Source organism: Paraburkholderia sp. GAS42 (assembly GCF_050436565.1).
Taxonomy (GTDB): Bacteria; Pseudomonadota; Gammaproteobacteria; order Burkholderiales; family Burkholderiaceae; genus Paraburkholderia.
Map to the genome: position 1 here is coordinate 75065 of NZ_JBNDML010000011.1, position 14022 is coordinate 89086.

Genomic DNA, 14022 nt, shown 5'->3' on the forward strand with positions numbered 1-14022 from the left:
TTCAAAGGACGCGCCGTGCTGTCTACCGCCAACATCACCATGCAATTCGGGCCTAAGCCCCTCTTCGAGAATATCTCGGTCAAATTCGGGGAAGGTAACCGCTATGGCCTGATCGGAGCGAACGGTTGCGGCAAGTCGACGTTCATGAAGATCCTCGGCAGCGACCTTGAACCGAGCGCGGGCAACGTGATGCTCGAACCAAACGTGCGCCTCGGCAAGTTGCGCCAGGACCAGTTTGCGTACGAAGACGTGCGCGTGCTCGACGTCGTCATGATGGGCCACACCGAAATGTGGGCTGCGATGACCGAGCGCGACGCGATCTACGCGAACCCGGACGCCACCGACGACGACTACATGCATGCCGCCGAACTCGAAGCGAGGTTCGCCGAGTACGACGGCTACACGGCAGAAGCGCGCGCGGGCGAACTGCTGCTCGGCATCGGCATCGCGATTGCCGACCACAACGGCCCGATGAGCAACGTCGCGCCGGGCTGGAAGCTGCGTGTGCTGCTCGCGCAGGCGCTGTTCTCGAAGCCGGACGTGCTGCTGCTGGATGAACCGACCAACAACCTGGACATCAACTCGATCCGCTGGCTGGAAGACGTGCTCAACCAGTACAACTCGACGATGATCATCATCTCGCACGATCGACATTTCCTGAACCAGGTCTGCACGCACATGGCCGACATGGACTACGGCACGCTGAAGGTCTATCCGGGCAACTACGACGACTACATGCTCGCCAGCACGCAGGCGCGTGAGCGCCAGCAGGCGGCCAACGCGAAGGCGAAGGAACGCGTCGCGGATCTGCAGGACTTCGTGCGCCGCTTCTCGGCGAACAAGTCGAAGGCGCGTCAGGCCACGAGCCGCGCGAAGCAGATCGAGAAGATCAAGATCGAGGAATTCAAGCCGTCGTCGCGGCAGAATCCGTTTATCCGCTTCGAGTACGAGAAGAAGCTGCACAACATCGCGGTGGTTGCCGACACGATCACGAAGAAGTACGACCGCACGATCTTCCAGAACTTCAACCTGAGCGTGCAGCCGGGCGAGCGCATCGCGATCATCGGCGAGAACGGCGCGGGCAAGACAACGCTGCTGCGTTCGTTGCGCGGCAAGCTCGAACTCGATCACGGCACGGTGAAGTGGGCGGAAAACGCAAACATCGGTTACATGCCACAGGACACATACGAAGAGTTTCCGGACGACATCACGCTGATGGACTGGATCGACAACTATCGTCAGGAAGGCGATGACGAGCAGTCGGTGCGTGGCACGCTCGGCCGTCTGCTGTTCAATGCGGACGACATCCGCAAGTCGGTGAAGGTGCTGTCGGGTGGTGAGAAAGGCCGCATGATCTGGGGCAAGCTGATGCTCGGCCGGCACAACGTCCTGCTGATGGACGAGCCGACCAACCACATGGACATGGAGTCGATCGAGTCGCTGCAGATCGCGCTCGAGAAGTACGAAGGCACGCTGATCTTCGTTTCGCACGACCGTGAATTCGTGAGCGGCCTCGCGAACCGGATCATCGAAGTGCGTACGAACGGCACGCTGAACGACTTCGGCGGTAATTACGAAGATTTCCTGTTGAGCCAGGGCGTGCAGTAATCACAACGCACACAGGTCCCAGCAGGTCCCGGTAGTATCGAGAAAGCCCGCTTCATCCGAAGCGGGCTTTTTTCATGGGCGGGCGCGTGCAGCGTCGACCGGCGCCGACGAGCCCCCCGCGTGACAGTGTTGCAAAGCCATTGCTATTTGCATCGCCAGTGATCTGAATCAACAGAGCGCGTGCTCGACACGACGCGCGCTCTTTCTGTTTGACCTCGCGCAATGCAAGGTTTGGCCCATTCGCGACTATGGACGTTTTAGGTCGACGACGCGGGGTTCTCATGTTTCCATCGCATTCTTTTCCCCCACTCGTGATTCGCGGCCGTTCGCTGTTGCCGGTCGTGCAGGGCGGCATGGGCGTCGGCATCTCGGCGCACCGGCTCGCTGGCAGCGTCGCCCGTGAAGGCGCGTTAGGCACGATCGCGAGCATCGATCTGCGGCACCATCACGCGGATCTCGTCGAACAGTGCCGTGTCCATCCGGATCGCGAGACGCTCGAACGCGCGAACCTCACCGCGCTCGCACGCGAAATCAGGGCCGCGCGCCTGCTGAGCGAAGGGCGCGGCATGATCGCCGTCAACGTGATGAAAGCGGTCAACGCGCATGCCGACTACGTGCGTGTCGCGTGCGAAAACGGTGCGGACGCGATCGTCATGGGAGCAGGCTTGCCGCTGGATCTGCCGGATCTGACACACGCGTACGACGTCGCGCTTGTTCCAATCCTGTCGGACAGCCGTGGCGCGGCGCTCGTGCTCAAAAAATGGATGAAGAAGGGCCGTCTGCCGGATGCCATCGTGATCGAGCATCCCGCACATGCGGGCGGCCATCTCGGCGTCACGAATCTCGCGGACATGCACGACGGTCGCTTCGAATTTGCCCGCGTACTCGACGAAATGCAGGCGGTGTTCGCCTCGCTGGGTCTCAGCCGCGACGACGTGCCGCTGATCGTCGCGGGTGGCATCAATAGTCACGAGGCCGTGCGCGCGTGCCTCGCGGCGGGCGCGAATGGTGTGCAACTCGGCACACCGTTCGCCGTGACCGAGGAGGGCGATGCGCATCCCGATTTCAAGCGCGTGCTGGCCGAAGCGACGCCGGAAGACATCGTCGAATTCGTCAGCGTGACGGGGCTTCCTGCACGTGCCGTCAAAACGCCGTGGCTCACGCGCTATCTGCGGCACGAGGAGCGCATCCGCACGAAGATCGGTGCACTCAAACACGCGTGTCCAACCGCGCTTGAGTGTCTGAGCGCGTGTGGCCTGCGTGACGGCATCGAAAAGTTTGGACACTTCTGTATCGACACGCGCCTCGCTGCAGCGCTGCGTGGCGACGTCACGAACGGCCTGTTCTTTCGCGGTCGCGAAGCGCTACCGTTTGGCAACGCGATCCGCAGCGTGCATGACCTGCTCGAACTGTTGCTGACAGGCGCGGCGCGACCGCCTGTCGCACGTCATGGTGCCTTCTCGCTTCGTTGACGCCAGTCAACGACGACTGGTCCTAAGGCCCTGGAGAATGTAGGGGCTTTATGACAACGAGGAAAGACAACATGAAGAAACGATTCAACGGGGTAGGCGCGGTTGTATGCGCGCTGAGCATGTGCGTGGCGATGCAGGCTGTTGCAGCTGAGGCAGCGTCCCAGGCAACGTCCCAGGCAACGTCGGAAGGTGGCATTCACGCAGGTGACGTACTCGTGCGTCTGCGGGCCATCAGCATCCTGCCGCAGGTCGGCACGAACAATACGTTGTCGGCGCTGAATGTCGACGTCAACAACGCAACGGTGCCGGAGCTCGACTTCACTTACATGATTCGCGACAACATCGGCGTCGAGCTGATTCTGGGCACGTCGCGGCATCAGCTGACGTCAAATCTCGGCGGGCTGGGTGGCGTGAACGTATTGCCGCCCACGCTGCTGCTGCAATACCACTTCAACCATCAGAGCACGGTGCGGCCGTATGTCGGTGCCGGGTTGAACTACACCTTGTTCTACAACAACGGCCTGAACGCAGGTGGCCAGCCGATCTCGATCAGCAACCATAGTTTCGGGCCGGCTTTGCAGGCGGGTGTCGATGTGCAGGTGGCGAAGAATCTGTTCATCAACGCCGACGTCAAGAAGATCTGGATGCGCACCGATGCATCGCTCGGCGGCACCTCACTGGGCACGCTGCATATCGATCCACTGGTGGTTGGTATCGGCGTCGGGATGAAGTTCTGACGCGCGTTGTGTTCGTGCGCGTGACAGTTGCCGGGCCCCGGGCATTCCAGCGATCGTCGCGCGCGAATTGCCTCGTCAGAGATGGTCGTTCTGGAATCGCATCGCGGTGCCTTCACGTTTGATGCGCTCCCAGATTGCGAGCTTTTCGTCGTCGCTCAGGAACACCCAGTTCGACACTTCGTTGGCTGTGCGTCCGCAACCCTTGCAGATTTCGTCGAAGAGCGTCGAGCAGACGCCGATGCAGGGGCTGTCGGGAAGGTCGTGAAGATTTGAAGCCATGAAGATGTCCGGGCGGAGAAGGTGAACGGAAACCGTCCGACATGTTAACCGATCCGGTAGATCCACGATCCGGGTGATCCATCTGCGGATCCTGGGAATCCGGTGAAACCGCCACGATCAGGGGAACCGCGTGCGGGTGTGCCAATCATCCGCACGCCACTCGCGCATCACCGCGCGATGCTCTAACCGATCCGCGCAACCCAGTGCTGGCGATTGGATGAGGCGCTTTCATACAGGGCCACGAGACAAAGGCGCACGAGCCACTTCGCCAGGCAGGCCAGGCGAAGAGTGATTGCATTGTAAGAGACGGCTTAAAAAACGGTCGAGACGGATTGAAAGGCGCGCAGCAGGACGTCATTCCGCCAGCACCAGTTGCCACAGCAACGCGCCATTGAGCGTCAGGATCCCCGCGGCCGAAAGCCACGACAGCACGAGCGCCATGCCGTGCACGCGCCAGCTTCCCATCAGGGGCCGGCTCGACGCGAAGCTGATCAACGGCACGACCGCGAGTGGCAGTTGCAGGCTCAGCACCACCTGGCTTGCCACAAGTAACTGGTTCGAGCCGTGCTGGCCGAACATCGTGACGGCCAGCAGCGCCGGGCCCATCGCCAGCGAGCGCGTCAGCAGCGCGCGTTGCCAGCGCGACAGGCGCAGTTCCAGGAAGCCTTCCATGACTGCCTGGCCCGCGAGTGTGCCGGTTACGGTCGCGCTCAACCCGCATGCGAGCAGCGCCGCCGCGAAGAGAATCGCCGCCCAGTGCGTGCCGACGATCGGCGCAATCAGCCGATGCGCGTCGGCGAGATCCGTCACGTCGCGATGGCCGCTGGCGTGGAAAACCGCCGCAGCGACGATCAGGAGCGCCGCGTTGATGACGAACGCGAACGACAGCGAGCCGAAGGTGTCGTAGTTGACGCCGCGTAACGCGTTCGCGATACCGGCGTCGTCGCCATCCGGCGCGTGGGTTTTGACGAGCGCCGAGTGCAGATACAGGTTGTGCGGCATCACCGTCGCGCCGAGGATGCCCGCCGCGAGCCACACCATGCCCGCGTTGCGCAGCAGGTCGGCATCCGGCACGACGCCGGCGAGCGCCGCATGCCAGTCGGGCCGCGCGAGCGCCAGCTCGACGACGAAGCACAGCCCGACGAATATGATCAGCGCGACGACGCTCGCTTCGAGTGTGCGTCGTCCGCGGTGCTGGAGTGCGAGCATCGTGAAGGTGCCGACCGCCGAGAGCAGCACGCCGACCGTCAGCGACACGCCGAGCAGCAGTTGCAACGCAACCGCGCTGCCGACGACTTCTGCGACATCGCAGGCGATAATCGCGACTTCGCTCGTGAGCCACAGGAAGCGCGTGACGCGTCGGCTGAAGCGCTCGCGACACACCTGCGCAAGGTCACGTCCCGTCACGACGCCCAGCCGCGACGACACCCACTGCAGCAGCATCCCCATCAGGCTCGACAGCAGCACGACGCTGAGCAGCCGGTAGCCGAAGCTCGCGCCGCCCGCCAGCGCCGTCGCCCAGTTGCCGGGATCCATATAGCCGACGGCGATCAGCGCGCCAGGGCCGACAAACGAAGACCAGTGTGTGGGCCGTCGAGGCGCGAGCCGTCCCGGGCCGCTGGCGGGAGCGCGCCGGCGGCGTCGGAGGCGACGCGTCGCGAACGGGTTTGTATTCATCGCGTTCTCTGGCAAACCGGCGCAAGGGGCAAGCGAGGACAGGCAAAGCGCAGGCACCGTGCCTGCATCCGGACCGTGATTCGCTCAGAAGCTGACGGGCATCGTGACGAGCGACCCGGCGAGAAGCCGGTATCGCCGCCCCAGCGCGTGCGAAGTCGCGCCGTAACCTTACCTGTCAATCGCCTTGCGCACGAAAGCATGCCGCGGTGAGTCCATCAGCGGTAATGTTCTGAAAGCAGGACCTTTGGTAAAAACATAGGCGATGGGGTTTTTTTCGGGTGGACATGCGCCGATAACCCGATAAAATTGCGCCCAATTTTGCAATGCTGGCATCGCCCTCGTGAAGGCCGGCGCCAGCGCCGGGCCGGCCTTCCGGCTGTACCCTTTGCGCGACAGCACGCCATTTTTTTTGGAGCGTGCAGTATTTAGTGGTAGTTTTCGGGTTTTTCAGGGGTGCCGTGCGCGAAGCGCTGCGGTGTGAGCGGGGCAATGGCCGGGCAGAGCCGGCCAGGATCGGAGAACGGGATGAATAAACAGGTAATGGGCCGGCTGGCGGCGCTTGTGCTGTGCGCGGCGCCGTGGGTTACGGCCGCAGCAAAAGATACGCAGTTGAATGTGTATAACTGGTCGGATTACATTGCCAAGGACACGATCCCGAACTTCACGAAGCAGACCGGCGTCAAGGTCAAGTACGACAACTACGACAGCGACGACACCCTTCAGGCCAAGCTCCTCACGGGCAATTCGGGCTATGACATCGTCGTGCCGACCAGCAACTACGCTGGCAAGCAGATCGCAGCAGGCATTTTCGCGCCGCTCGACAAATCGAAACTCCCCAATCTCAAGTATCTCGACCCGACGCTGATGGCGCTCGTCGCCGGCGCGGATCCGGGCAACAAGTACGCGGTGCCCTGGGCATACGGCACGACCGGCCTCGGCTACAACGTGACGAAGGTCCAGCAGATCCTCGGCAAGAATGTGCCGCTCGACAACTGGGACGTGCTCTTCAAGCCGGAAAACATTTCGAAGCTGAAAGCCTGCGGCGTGTCGGTGCTCGACGCACCCGACCAGATGTTCGCCGCCGCGCTGCATTACATCGGCAAGGATCCGATGAGCACGAATCCGGACGACTACCGCGCCGCGCTCGCGATGATGAAGAAGATCCGTCCGTACATCACGCAGTTCAACTCGTCGGGTTACATCAACGACCTGGTGGGCGGCGACGTGTGCTTCGCATACGGCTGGTCCGGCGACGTGGTGATCGCGAAGCATCGGGCGGTCGAAGCGAAGAAGGCCTACAAGATCGAGTATTACATTCCGAAGGGCGGCGCTCCGGTCTGGTTCGACGTGATGGCGATTCCGAAGGACGCGAAGAACAAGGAAGCCGCGCTCGAGTGGATCAACTACATCGAGACGCCGCAGGTCCACGCGGCGATCACGAACGAGGTCTACTATCCGAGCGCGAACCTCGAGGCGCGCAAGTACGTGGATAAGGACGTTGCGAACGATCCGGCCGTGTATCCGCCGGCAGACGTCATCAAGACCCTGTTCCTGCTCAAACCGTTGCCGCCGGAAGTGCAACGACTGCAGACGCGGCTGTGGACCGAGTTCAAGTCCGGCCGCTGATGCCTCGCAGACACACGTAATCGTGCATCATCATGAAGCCCCCGGTATCCACCGGGGGCTTTGTTCGTCAAACGCAGGAGCGAAGCAGCAGATCATGAGTAGTGACCAGTCGGGCGTGCTGGCAGGGGCCGGCACGCTGCCCCCGGGCAATTCCTTCGTCGCGGACGAAGCAGCGGAAAACTTCGTGCAGATCGTCGGCGTCGTCAAGAAGTTCGGCGAAACAGTCGCAGTCAAGGGCGTGGATCTGTCCGTCAAAAAGGGCGAGCTGTTTGCGTTGCTGGGCAGTTCCGGCTGCGGAAAGTCGACGCTGCTGCGCATGCTTGCGGGCCTCGAAACGGTCACGTCGGGCCGGATCCTGATCGACGGCGAAGACCTCGCGCAGATGCCGCCGTATCGCCGGCCGGTGAACATGATGTTCCAGTCGTATGCGCTTTTTCCGCATATGACCGTCGAATCCAACGTCGCGTTCGGTCTCAAGCAGGAAGGCGTGCCGAAGGCCGAACTGCGCGACCGCGTGCAGACCGCGCTCGAACTCGTGCAGATGGGCCGCTTTGCGAAGCGCAAGCCGCATCAGCTGTCGGGCGGCCAGCAGCAGCGTGCGGCGCTCGCGCGCAGTCTCGTCAAACGGCCGAAGCTGTTGCTACTCGACGAGCCGATGTCGGCGCTCGACAAGCAGATCCGTCAGCGCACGCAGATCGAACTCGTCAACATTCTCGATACCGTGGGTGTGACCTGCATCATGGTGACCCACGATCAGGAAGAGGCGATGACGATGGCGGGGCGTCTCGCCGTGATGAGCGAAGGCGAGATCGTGCAGCTCGGCACGCCGCACGAAGTCTACGAATATCCGAACAGCCGGTTCTCGGCGGAATTCATCGGTTCGACGAATCTGTTCGATGGCAATGTCGTCGAGGACGAACCGGATCACGTGTTCATCGAAACGTCGGACCTGCCGTGCCGCCTCTATGTGAATCACGGCATCACCGGGCCGCTCGGCATGCCCGTGACGATTTCCGTGCGGCCCGAGCGCATCGCGCTCACGCGCAAGCCGCCTGAAGGCGCGTACAACTGGGGCAAGGGCGTCATCACGAATATCGCGTACATGGGCGGCTATTCGCTGTACCACGTGAAGCTCGACGCCGGTAAGACGGTGATTGCGAATGTGTCGAGTCTCGCGCTCTCCGAGATCGAAACACCGACATGGGGCGACGAGATCTACGTGCGCTGGAGTGCATCGGCCGGTGTGGTGCTGACGTCATGAAACGGTCGATGAATTCGTTCGCATCGTGGCCCGTGAGGCGTTTTGGCCTGACTGGGCGCACGGCGGTCGTGGCGGGGCCGTTCGTCTGGCTGGTGCTGTTTTTCCTGGTGCCGTTCGTGCTGGTGGTGAAGATCAGTTTTGCCGATCTTCAGCTGGGTATTCCGCCGTACACGGAACTGACGTCGTTCAAGGACGGCGTGGTTCACATCGCGCTCGACGTGTCGCATTACGCGTTTCTCGTCACTGACAGCCTGTACTTCGCGACCTACGTGAATTCGGTGGTGGTGGCGGCGATTTCGACGCTGCTGTGCCTGCTGCTCGGTTATCCGATGGCGTATTACATTGCGCGTTCGAATCCATCGACGCGCAACATCCTGATGATGGCGGTGATGCTGCCTTTCTGGACATCGTTTCTGATTCGCGTGTACGCGTGGATCGGGATTCTGAAAAACAATGGCCTGCTCAATAACTTCCTGACGTCGATTGGCGTGATTCATGCGCCGATCGAGTTGTATCACACGAATACGGCTGTCTATATCGGCATGGTGTATTCGTATCTGCCGTTTCTCGTGATGCCGCTGTATGCGCACCTGGTGAAGATGGATCTGACGCTGCTGGAAGCCGCCTACGATCTCGGCGCGAAACCGTGGAAGGCGTTTGTGCAGATTACGCTGCCGCTGTCGAAGAACGGGATTATCGCGGGCTGTCTGCTGGTGTTCATTCCGGCGGTGGGTGAGTACGTGATTCCGGAACTGCTGGGTGGCGCGAATACGCTGATGATTGGTCGCGTGATGTGGAATGAGTTCTTCGATAACGCTGACTGGCCGATGGCGTCCGCGGTGACGTGCGCGATGGTATTGCTGCTGCTGGTGCCGATGGCGTTCTTTCAGTATGCGCAGGCGAAAGAGCTGGAGGAAAAGCGCTGATGAAGCCGAATCGAATTCTGCAGATCGTTGCGCTTGGCATCGGTTTTCTGTTTCTGTATGTACCGATTGTGAGTCTGGTGGTGTACTCGTTCAACGAGTCGCAACTGGTGACGGTCTGGACGAAGTTTTCTGTGCGCTGGTACCAGGCGTTACTGGATGATGACGAGCTGATCGCGGCCGCGTGGCTGTCGTTGAAAATCGGGTTGCTGACGGCGTTTGCTTCGGTGTTCATCGGCACATGGGCCGGGTTTGTGCTCGCGCGGATGGGGCGGTTTCGCGGGTTCACGCTGTACACCGGGATGATCAATGCGCCGCTCGTGATTCCTGAAGTCATTCAGGGGATTTCGCTGCTGCTGCTCTTCATCGAAATGGGCAAGTGGCTGGGATGGCCTGCCGGCCGCGGGATTTTCACGATCTGGATCGGGCACGTGATGCTGTGCATTTCCTATGTCGCGATTATTGTGCAGTCGCGTGTTCGGGATCTGAATCCTTCGCTTGAAGAGGCCGCGCTGGATCTGGGGGCTACGCCGTTTCGGGTTTTCTTTGCTATTACGTTGCCGTTGATTTCCCAGGCTCTGGTTGCCGGGTGGCTGCTGTCGTTTACGCTTTCTATCGATGATCTTGTGTTGTCGGCGTTTCTTTCTGGGCCCGGGTCTACTACGCTGCCGCTTGTCGTTTTCTCGCGCGTGCGGCTTGGGTTGAATCCTGAGATGAATGCTCTAGCTACGTTGTTTATTTCGGTTGTCACCTTTGGGGTTATTGTTGCTAATCAGTTTATGCAACAGGCAGAGAAGAGGCGACTCGCTTTGGCGGTCTAAAGGTTTTTTGGTTTTTCTGGTCTGGTTTTGTTGGCCTGATTTTTTGGCCTTTCCTTGTGTTCATGTCGGTCTATTGGCGTTGCCCCTGTGCGGGGCGGCACCTACTTTTCTTTGTCCTTGCCAAAGAAAAGTAGGCAAAAGAAAGGCGCCGAAAACTCCGCTCTTCCGGGTGTGTCGCTACCGGGGAATGGCACCCCATGAAGTGTCGGCCTCGCACTTCACGCAGCATGGGTCCGCGCGCGATCTGATTCCCCGCGCAGTACCGTTAGTGACAAAGCACTCATTCATCCCGCTCCACGCTACGCGCGTCGCCGTAGGGCATAACCTGCACACACGCACACACACGCATGTCAGTGACGTAGGCACTGCAGTTCGCTGCCTGCTTCAAGTGGATCTGGATGCGGCTCAAATGCGGACGAACTCGTGGCGCGACCCATCCACGACGCACGTAGTGCGGAGTGGGGTGGATGAGCCCTTAGTCACTGAGGGTGCTGTGCGAGGGACGGTCTCGTGCGCGGACCCATGCCGTGTGAAGGGCGAGGGCGACACTTCATGAGGTGCCATTCCCCGTGTGCGACACACCTGGAACGGACGAGTTTTCGGCGCCTTTCTTTTGCCTACTTTTCTTTGGCAAGGACAAAGAAAAGTAGGTGCCGCCCCGCACAGGGGCGACGCCATTAGACCGACATGAAAACAAGGAAAGGCCCAAAAAACCTGAACAACAAAAAAAAGCAAAAATCAGAAAAACAAAAAAACCCTAAACCCGATACCCAACCCTCACCCCACCCCAATGCCGCCCGGCAACAAGAACGGGCGCCGACGCATCTTTCATCAGCACAAACTTCCCACCGCCCATATCCCGCCGATACGTCTGCAAAAGAAACCGCTTGGTACTCAAGCCAGCAGCCAGCCCCGTCCGGTCATTAAACATCCGCCGGTTACGGCAATTAGCAGCATTCCACACCGGATCAGAACCTTGAGGCTGCGAAAACTTCAGATTATGCGTAGGCAGATAACCCCGCACATCGACAGCCGCGCAAAACGCGACGCGCTCATCGAGCTTGAGCAACGGCTCCTGAATCGCCGGTAAAACCCGATCGGTAAACGCAGTGAACCGCGTCATGAACTGCGGCGGATTCGTGCCGGGAACCGGCACGTAAGTCTCGTCGAACAGATCGGCCATCGTGATCTCGCCGCGCGCAAGCGCCGCTTCGAACACCTTGCTCACCTTCGCCGCTGCATCCTCGACGGCTTCGATAAACCGCGTGTCGGCCGTCTCCACGCCCGTCGCGGCCGTCAGTTCGATCAGCGTCTCCGATACGCCCAGCAGATTCCCGAGCCTGTCCTTCGCCTGCACGAAGTTCTCGCTCGAATCCTCGACGCCACTCGCCATCTCCAGCACCTGCGCCTCAAGCCCGTGGCACTGTGTCTCGATCTCGCCCGTCAACGTCGCAATCTGCCCAGCTTCGGCGTTCAGCTGCGTGATCGCCTCGCCCGTCGAATGCACCACGTCGCCAATCATCCGCGTGCCTTCCCGCACTCGATGCGCGCGCGCCGTGTTAACCGAACCCTCTGAAATCAGCTGTTCGGTCTGTTGCGTCAATTGCGCGAGCGTCGTCTCGATCTGACCGGTGGCCTGCGCCGTCTTCGCCGACAGGTTCTTCACCTCCGCCGCCACTACCGCGAAGCTCTTGCCGGATTCGCCTGCGCGGGCCGCTTCGATCGCGGCATTCAGGGCGAGCAGATGCGTCTGGCGCGCGATCAGCGAAATCTCCTCGGAGACACTGCTCACGTGTGCAAGAGCAGCCCGCAGCGCGCCGATCTGGCTCTCGATGACCGTCACGCCCTCGACCAGCCCGTGGATATCCGCCAGCGAAGCCTCCAGCGTCTGCTGCGATTCCTGCACGCCCGTCGCCGCGTCCGCGGTGACTGTGCGCATCCCGCGCGCAGCCGCGGCGATCCGCTGGTTGCCCTGCATCGTCAGCGCGGCAGATTCGCGCAGCGCACGGCACACCTGCGCCTGACGCTGAACACGCGCGGCGACTTCCTCGACATGTCCCGAGACGTCGCAGATCTCGATGCCCAGTTTGCCCGCCTGCGTCGCAATATCGCCGACCACCGAGCGCGACCGGCCCATCCGGCGAAAGCTGAACCCCGTCATTGATGTCTCCATGTTGGCGCGGTCACGTGGTCAAGCCGTGCGGGCAACCCGCGCGGATGCCGCTTCTTCTTCCCTGCGTTTACGGCACGCTTTCGCTCGACTTGATACGGACTATCCCTCGGTCGATATCATGGCGTCGTCGGCATCGCGATCGTCGTCCATGACGCGACTGCCACCATTCAACTTCCTGCTCACCATGATCGAGGTTCTTTTTAGCGTTGCCGGCTGGCAGCAGCTCGTGCAGTTGTGGGAGCTGATCGTGCTGGTCTGCAAGTTCCTGTGGGGTCTGCTGCTTCTGCTCGGCGGCGGCTGAAAGTGGCTCGTCAGGCATTCGCCGGCGATCTCAGGTAACGTGGAGCGCGTCACAACGATATGGACAGGATCCGTCGATGAGTCAGGACTCCACCCAGCGTTTCACCAGCCGCGTCGCCGATTACGTGAAGTACCGCCCGAGCTATCCGCAAGACGTCCTCACGTTTCTGCATACCACCTGCGGTCTCGTGAGGGGCGCAAAGGTCGCCGACATCGGCGCGGGCACGGGCATCTCAGCGAAGCTCTTTCTGGACGCGGGCCACCCCGTTGTCGCCGTCGAACCGAACGAAGCGATGCGCAACGCGGCCGTCGCGTGGCTGTCTGGGTTCGATGGCTTCACGAGCGCCGCCGGCACTGCCGAAGCAACGACGCTCGACGATGCCAGCGTCGATCTCGTTATCGCCGCGCAGGCGTTCCACTGGTTCGATCCGGCAACCGCCCGCCGGGAATTCGCGCGCATCCTGAAGCCGGGCGGACTCGTCGCGCTGTTCTGGAACAGCCGCGTGCTGAGCGGCACGGACTTTCTCGTCGGGTACGAAGCACTGCTGAATCGCTACGGCGTCGACTACACGGAAGTGTCGGAGCGATACGGCGACGATGCGTCGATGTCCGCGTGGTTCGGCGACGGCTTCTCGCACAAGGCGACGTTTCCCAATGCGCAGATGCTGGACTTCGACCGGCTGAAAGGGCGGCTGATGTCGTCGTCGTATGCGCCTAAAGCGGGGCATCCGAATCATGAGCCGATGCTCGCCGCATTACGCGATCTGTTCAACCGCACCAGGGAAAACGGGACGGTCGAATTTGCGTATGAAACACGTCTGTACGTTGGGGAAGCGTCGAATCGGTAAAGGAAGAGGGCGCATCTGGCCGTCTGCACCGACGGTGCTGGATCAGGATGACGTCGAGTGCACTGACGTAACCTGCGCGCCGGGAAACGCCTGCAGGCGCGGTTGTGATGGCGCAGCACGAAACCGCGCACTGAGCGAACCGACGTCGAACTGAAGCTGAAGGCTCGCCAACGCCAACGCCAACGCCAACGCCAACGCCAACGCCAACGCCAACGCCAACGCCAACGCCAACGCCAACGCCAACGCCAACGCCAACGCAAAAAAAACAGGCTCCAGAATGAAGGAGCCTGTTTTTTG

12 protein-coding genes are annotated in these 14022 nt (G+C 61.2%); 9 read left to right on the top strand and 3 right to left on the bottom strand.

Translation table 11 applies throughout. The features are described 5' to 3' along the window. The first annotated feature begins 15 nt into the window (after nt 1-15). The 3 genes from P3T16_RS17715 (at nt 16) to P3T16_RS17725 (ending at nt 3817) form a co-directional block, all read left to right on the top strand. Complete coding sequence (locus P3T16_RS17715; protein ID WP_429259433.1) at nt 16-1608, top strand: ABC-F family ATPase; 1593 nt, start codon at nt 16-18, stop codon at nt 1606-1608. A 281-nt stretch (nt 1609-1889) separates the two neighbouring features. Continuing rightward, on the top strand, nt 1890-3080 hold the full coding sequence (locus tag P3T16_RS17720; RefSeq protein ID WP_429259432.1) for an NAD(P)H-dependent flavin oxidoreductase: 1191 nt from the start codon (nt 1890-1892) through the stop codon (nt 3078-3080). A gap of 71 nt (nt 3081-3151) precedes the next feature. After that, on the top strand, nt 3152-3817 hold the full coding sequence (locus tag P3T16_RS17725) for an OmpW/AlkL family protein (protein WP_429343248.1): 666 nt from the start codon (nt 3152-3154) through the stop codon (nt 3815-3817). 75 nt (nt 3818-3892) lie between these two features. On the opposite strand, the gene P3T16_RS17730 is transcribed toward P3T16_RS17725, so the two are convergent. Then, nucleotides 3893-4096, bottom strand: a complete 204-nt coding sequence (locus P3T16_RS17730; protein ID WP_429343249.1) for a DUF1289 domain-containing protein — start codon at nt 4094-4096, stop codon at nt 3893-3895. Between the two features lie 354 nt (nt 4097-4450). After that, a complete protein-coding gene (locus P3T16_RS17735; protein ID WP_429343250.1) occupies nt 4451-5773 on the bottom strand; it encodes an Nramp family divalent metal transporter in 1323 nt (440 codons plus the stop codon). A 525-nt stretch (nt 5774-6298) separates the two neighbouring features. On the opposite strand from P3T16_RS17735, the gene P3T16_RS17740 reads away from it, so the two are divergent. From P3T16_RS17740 to P3T16_RS17755, 4 genes are all read left to right on the top strand, one after another. After that, on the top strand, nt 6299-7399 hold the full coding sequence (locus P3T16_RS17740) for a polyamine ABC transporter substrate-binding protein (RefSeq protein ID WP_429343251.1): 1101 nt from the start codon (nt 6299-6301) through the stop codon (nt 7397-7399). 94 nt (nt 7400-7493) lie between these two features. Then, nucleotides 7494-8660 carry an ABC transporter ATP-binding protein gene (locus tag P3T16_RS17745; protein ID WP_429259427.1) on the top strand — a complete coding sequence of 389 codons (1167 nt, stop codon included), beginning with the start codon at nt 7494-7496 and terminating at the stop codon, nt 8658-8660. Next, the gene (locus P3T16_RS17750) at nt 8657-9586 is read left to right on the top strand and encodes an ABC transporter permease subunit (RefSeq protein ID WP_429259426.1); all 930 of its coding nucleotides are present in this window, start codon (nt 8657-8659) and stop codon (nt 9584-9586) included. Before P3T16_RS17745 ends, P3T16_RS17750 begins: the two co-directional genes overlap by 4 nt. Further along, nucleotides 9586-10404, top strand: a complete 819-nt coding sequence (locus P3T16_RS17755) for an ABC transporter permease subunit (RefSeq protein ID WP_429343357.1) — start codon at nt 9586-9588, stop codon at nt 10402-10404. Before P3T16_RS17750 ends, P3T16_RS17755 begins: the two co-directional genes overlap by 1 nt. Nucleotides 10405-11161: 757 nt before the next feature. Here P3T16_RS17755 and P3T16_RS17760 read toward each other — a convergent pair. Further along, nucleotides 11162-12565, bottom strand: a complete 1404-nt coding sequence (locus P3T16_RS17760; RefSeq protein WP_429343252.1) for a methyl-accepting chemotaxis protein — start codon at nt 12563-12565, stop codon at nt 11162-11164. Nucleotides 12566-12725: 160 nt separating this feature from the next. On the opposite strand from P3T16_RS17760, the gene P3T16_RS17765 reads away from it, so the two are divergent. Beyond that, entirely contained in the window at nt 12726-12878 is a 153-nt protein-coding gene (locus tag P3T16_RS17765) for a hypothetical protein (RefSeq protein WP_429258935.1), read from the top strand. A 76-nt stretch (nt 12879-12954) separates the two neighbouring features. Continuing rightward, nucleotides 12955-13725 (top strand): class I SAM-dependent methyltransferase, encoded by a 771-nt coding sequence (locus P3T16_RS17770; RefSeq protein WP_429343253.1) that lies wholly within the window; start codon nt 12955-12957, stop codon nt 13723-13725. Nucleotides 13726-14022 lie beyond the last annotated feature (297 nt).

Bases quoted from the DNA above. Each gene is read 5' to 3' on its own strand.
- P3T16_RS17745 (WP_429259427.1), top strand. From the start codon at position 7,494: ATGAGTAGTGACCAGTCGGGCGTGCTGGCAGGGGCCGGCACGCTGCCC.
- P3T16_RS17730 (WP_429343249.1), bottom strand. From the start codon at position 4,096: ATGGCTTCAAATCTTCACGACCTTCCCGACAGCCCCTGCATCGGCGTC.
- P3T16_RS17740 (WP_429343251.1), top strand. From the start codon at position 6,299: ATGAATAAACAGGTAATGGGCCGGCTGGCGGCGCTTGTGCTGTGCGCG.
- P3T16_RS17765 (WP_429258935.1), top strand. From the start codon at position 12,726: ATGACGCGACTGCCACCATTCAACTTCCTGCTCACCATGATCGAGGTT.
- P3T16_RS17770 (WP_429343253.1), top strand. From the start codon at position 12,955: ATGAGTCAGGACTCCACCCAGCGTTTCACCAGCCGCGTCGCCGATTAC.
- P3T16_RS17725 (WP_429343248.1), top strand. From the start codon at position 3,152: ATGAAGAAACGATTCAACGGGGTAGGCGCGGTTGTATGCGCGCTGAGC.
- P3T16_RS17760 (WP_429343252.1), bottom strand. From the start codon at position 12,565: ATGACGGGGTTCAGCTTTCGCCGGATGGGCCGGTCGCGCTCGGTGGTC.
- P3T16_RS17720 (WP_429259432.1), top strand. From the start codon at position 1,890: ATGTTTCCATCGCATTCTTTTCCCCCACTCGTGATTCGCGGCCGTTCG.
- P3T16_RS17755 (WP_429343357.1), top strand. From the start codon at position 9,586: ATGAAGCCGAATCGAATTCTGCAGATCGTTGCGCTTGGCATCGGTTTT.
- P3T16_RS17750 (WP_429259426.1), top strand. From the start codon at position 8,657: ATGAAACGGTCGATGAATTCGTTCGCATCGTGGCCCGTGAGGCGTTTT.
- P3T16_RS17735 (WP_429343250.1), bottom strand. From the start codon at position 5,773: ATGAATACAAACCCGTTCGCGACGCGTCGCCTCCGACGCCGCCGGCGC.